Raw genomic sequence first — 3830 nt, 5'->3', positions numbered from 1 at the left:
TTAAATAGAGCTTATTGCGAATAAATGCTCTTTTTCTTTTACCACAAATTGCTACACTCTTTGTAAGATAAGCATTCTAGACCATTTTGTCCCCCCGCAAGGGGTATACCCTACAGACCGACTGTGGTTGACCCACAGCTAAAACTGCGTTCGCCCTTGGCGATTGCAGTTATCAAAATTCACCAAGCGAGAGGCTAAATCGCAATGGAATTTGAGTTCAATGACACAGATGATGCAGAATTCGCCCAATTAGAGCTAACCCCAGAAGAGGTAGAGCGATGCGATTTGTGGGCTGAAAGGCGCACACTCATTGAGGAAATTAGAAAAGTTCAAGACAGCATAATAGTTGCCCAAGGCAAAACCTCTAATTCTCTAGAGGCTTACTGGAATGGTTCTGCTAGTGCCTCGGTCGAGCGAGATTATCGGCTAGGCAGGACAAAGATAGTTCGTATTTAACGCTTCGCTAAGTTTCGATGAGTGCGCTGTGGCTCTCCACAACATATCAAATACACAAGGTGACGCAAATGGCAAAATACAGTGTAGTTGCTGGCTACAAAGCAGATTATAACGCTTCTCACACTAATACATTTCATCATCCCATCCGGTCATTTGACCAAATTAAGAACGAATCCATTGAAGAATATTTTGATGTTTTTGAACAAACTAAGCGCATCGAAGTAAAGCTTCATCTTGGCAAAAAAGGATAAGCTTCGCCAACAACCAATGAGATGTACTGTGGCTCCCCACAGCGAAATCGTTTGTAAATCAAAAGGCAATCGCCGCACCTTGGAAAGTCTGCGATCGCCTTTCTATCCATCAAAGGAATTACTATCATGCCACAGATTACAACAACAGAGCAACTGACCTCAGTAGAAATCGACTTCTACAACCACGAAATCTACTGCGGACAAAAGCTAATCGCCCGAATCACTTATGATCACAATGATCTAACGCAACCTTGGGTAGTCGAGGTGAACAACCAAGAAGTATTCCGTAGAAGCTGGTATCAGAAGTGTTTTGACGATATTTCTTGGCACTACAGCAGAGGCTTTGTGCCAGTACAACAAGAAGAAACCCCAGCTGCTACAACAGGCAACGAAATCATGTGCGAAGTCGCCCGTTACTGCGAGATTTTTGGTTTAGAAATCTCGGACGACGACAGCATTTACCGCGACGGCCAACAGTTAGGTCAAGTCGGCTGTACAAATGGTCAATTGTGGTACATTAGGGCTTCTTCAAATCATCGGCAGAATGTTGCTTCAGCCAGAAATGCAGTAGTTGCATTGTCTGGAGTACAGCCGAGGTTCTTTGAGGATTTGATGGATAAGCCGTTTGATCTCATCACACGAAAGGAATGGCTGATTTTAGGAGAATATGAGCTAGTGCAAGATTTGGTGGCGGCTTAGACAGAAGGAAAAAGGCGATCACTGACCTGACCTACCAGCAATCGCCTTAACACTAAAAGTGGAATCAGAAATAGTTATCATGCCACAAATAGCAACAAAGGGTTTAACCTGCTTATCCAAAAAGCCAACGTACAAGATTCTGCTGTCCCCAGAACACTAAATGCAGAGATATTAGATATCCCTGGGTACAGACTGGTCTACTGCAACGAGGTTTTCCCCAGGAACTATCGAGCTTACAAAGGCGATTCAATGCTGGGTTTGGTTTTCGAGCATCTTACGCACTGGTCTAACTGTGTTGACAACATCCGCTACGAACAGCCGTTGACTGCGGCACTTGCTTTGGACGAGTTTATGCAAGCTGCTGGAGTCATCAGGAAAGCAAAGGAGGAGCAACTGGGGGCTGTGGCTTAGGGAAGGCTCAGATCTACTAATTCTCAGGTGATTGCACTCGAAAAAACAGTAGCACTCGCCTGCTGGTTACTAAATCTGAGCTTGTTAACTACTACCGAACAAGGGCGATTTTGAGAGCATTACCCTTTCGCCTAGAGTTATTTATTCGCAGCTTACTTGATGGTGATGTAGCGTGTCTAGGTTTTCTGTTTCTTTAGCTATGCTGCTCAATCTTCCTGACTTGTAACCAAATATCAAATATAAGGTAGGAGACAGCTAAGAATTTGTAATTACCCTGACGTAAGTGTGTTTCCTTGGTATCAAGTTAATGGATGGTTATTAATTTGTCGCCAGTGATGGGCAGTATTCAAATATCTATCCCTTCCCTGATGACAAGATTGGTTATTCACATCTGTGTTTGATTTTCTTCAGGAAAACACACCCTAGCGATGTCGTGCATTATCTGGACGGAGCGATGGACTGCATTGAGCCGTTTGTTGATGTCAAAGCTAACCAGGAGCAAAGAACGTGAAATTTTACCTGACAAATGTTTCTCCGAATCTCCCCCCGTGGGCAACTCTCACATCACAAACTCCAAACTTGGTAGAGCTAGAAATCAACGACAACCATCCCGATTTTCAATCGTTGCTCAATGGATTAGCTAGTGAGATTCAGCCGGGGATTGTTGGGGTGAAGTCGGCTGATTTGTGTGAGGCTTTGGTTGATAGATGTGGGAGTGTTGGCTCAGTTCCATTTAAAGAAACAAGCATTCTCGTGTAGAAAGGGCAGGCACATGAAAAAATGCTTGCCCCCAACACGAGATTACTGTCTAGTTGATAATGCCATACTTTGTGATGCCAGCTTTTTCTCGGCTAGGAACGGGCCGGGATTTTAATCGAACTACGGGTTTGGGCTTACGTTCAGCAGCAGTCGTCTGTTGTGCAAAATATTCAATAAGTTCTACCCCAGTCAGCTTTTTGACTCTTGTGTGTGAGCGAATTGGCTGTAAAGTATCGTTTAAGCTGCAAGAGTTATCACTAGTTTTTCGGTAGACGTAACCAATACTCATGCCTGGAATACGAAAGTAGTCGCCTGTTTGCAGTTCAGAGAATGTCATAAATACAACTTCAACTACTGAATTAGTACACATTACCTTACACTCGAAATTCTCGCAATCAGAATCGGTTACAGAATTATGAGGCAATTGCGGTGTGAAATTCTTCTTTACCAGTGCGACGAGCAATGCTTAAAGGCAATCTTTGGCAGCTTAAAATATTCAGTAGACGCAAAAAAACCGTAAGTGATTGACCAAGCAATTCAAGAAGGTAAGCAGATGACTGACGACAGCAGATTTGATGATATTTACCTGCGCCTGAATGAACTAACAGAGGACGTAGCTAATCTAAAAATACAAGCGGGAACGATTGGGACATCACAAGTAGCCGTTGCTCGAACCTTGAGCTTGGCTACGGGACTAGCATCTGATATGCGGGAAGTCAAAGCAGATATTCGAGAAATGAAAGCTGAGATTCGGAATTTAAACGCAGGTGTCGAAGAAATTTTGCGATTACTACGTGGTGGTAGTGATTCCCAGACTTAGTTTTCAGGTTTAGCAATGGTTCACTGATAATTGTTCAAAATTGTAACTAACCACCGTAAATTCTTTTCTCATAACCTACCCATTCTTTCTCGCGTAACAGATACTTTTGAATTTTCCCAGTGCTAGTTTTTGGTAGGGTAGTAAACTCAATCGTTGTCGGGCATTTAAAAGCAGCAATTTGCTGGCGACAAAATTGAATTAATTCTAATTCTGTAACTTGTGCGTTTTCTTTAAGGGTGACAAAGGCTTTTGGCACTTCTCCACGCTTGGCATGAGGCACAGCAATAACTGCACACTCTAACACCGCTTGATGGCGATAAAGACATTGTTCAACTTCAATACTGGAGACATTCTCGCCATTGGTAATAATAATATCTTTCATGCGATCGCGCACCTCAATATAACCATCAGGGTGCATAACTGCTAAATCACCG

6 protein-coding genes and 1 pseudogene are annotated in these 3830 nt (G+C 43.1%); 5 read left to right on the top strand and 2 right to left on the bottom strand.

Annotation, left to right across the window (positions count from 1 at the left end; translation table 11 throughout):
- Window positions 1–204 precede the first annotated feature (204 nt).
- The 4 genes from H6G76_RS36295 to H6G76_RS36280 all read left to right on the top strand — a co-directional run bounded on the left by H6G76_RS36295 (window position 205) and on the right by H6G76_RS36280 (window position 2576).
- Window positions 205–456, top strand: a complete 252-nt coding sequence (locus H6G76_RS36295) for a hypothetical protein (RefSeq protein WP_190711023.1) — start codon at window positions 205–207, stop codon at window positions 454–456.
- A 68-nt stretch (window positions 457–524) separates the two neighbouring features.
- A complete protein-coding gene (locus tag H6G76_RS36290) occupies window positions 525–707 on the top strand; it encodes a hypothetical protein (protein ID WP_190711022.1) in 183 nt (60 codons plus the stop codon).
- 126 nt (window positions 708–833) lie between these two features.
- A complete protein-coding gene (locus H6G76_RS36285; protein WP_190711021.1) occupies window positions 834–1406 on the top strand; it encodes a hypothetical protein in 573 nt (190 codons plus the stop codon).
- 918 nt (window positions 1407–2324) lie between these two features.
- On the top strand, window positions 2325–2576 hold the full coding sequence (locus H6G76_RS36280) for a hypothetical protein (protein ID WP_190711020.1): 252 nt from the start codon (window positions 2325–2327) through the stop codon (window positions 2574–2576).
- A 49-nt stretch (window positions 2577–2625) separates the two neighbouring features.
- On the opposite strand, the gene H6G76_RS37580 is transcribed toward H6G76_RS36280, so the two are convergent.
- Window positions 2626–2946 carry a hypothetical protein gene (locus H6G76_RS37580; RefSeq protein ID WP_242056690.1) on the bottom strand — a complete coding sequence of 107 codons (321 nt, stop codon included), beginning with the start codon at window positions 2944–2946 and terminating at the stop codon, window positions 2626–2628.
- A gap of 150 nt (window positions 2947–3096) precedes the next feature.
- Here H6G76_RS37580 and H6G76_RS36270 point away from each other — a divergent pair, with 150 nt between their 5' ends.
- Complete coding sequence (locus tag H6G76_RS36270; RefSeq protein WP_313934903.1) at window positions 3097–3396, top strand: hypothetical protein; 300 nt, start codon at window positions 3097–3099, stop codon at window positions 3394–3396.
- 46 nt (window positions 3397–3442) lie between these two features.
- Here H6G76_RS36270 and H6G76_RS36265 read toward each other — a convergent pair.
- Window positions 3443–3830 (bottom strand): annotated as a pseudogene (locus H6G76_RS36265) (acyl-CoA synthetase); the annotation flags it as partial.

The organism is Nostoc sp. FACHB-152, from assembly GCF_014697475.1.
Lineage (GTDB): Bacteria > Cyanobacteriota > Cyanobacteriia > Cyanobacteriales > Nostocaceae > Nostoc_B.
Note: the sequence above shows the minus strand (reverse complement) of the source record. Positions and strands in the feature narration are given on the sequence as shown.

Excerpts from the sequence above, each read along its gene's own strand:
- H6G76_RS36295 (WP_190711023.1), top strand. The coding sequence starts at position 205 with ATGGAATTTGAGTTCAATGACACAGATGATGCAGAATTCGCCCAATTA.
- H6G76_RS36290 (WP_190711022.1), top strand. The coding sequence starts at position 525 with ATGGCAAAATACAGTGTAGTTGCTGGCTACAAAGCAGATTATAACGCT.
- H6G76_RS36285 (WP_190711021.1), top strand. The coding sequence starts at position 834 with ATGCCACAGATTACAACAACAGAGCAACTGACCTCAGTAGAAATCGAC.
- H6G76_RS37580 (WP_242056690.1), bottom strand. The coding sequence starts at position 2,946 with ATGTGTACTAATTCAGTAGTTGAAGTTGTATTTATGACATTCTCTGAA.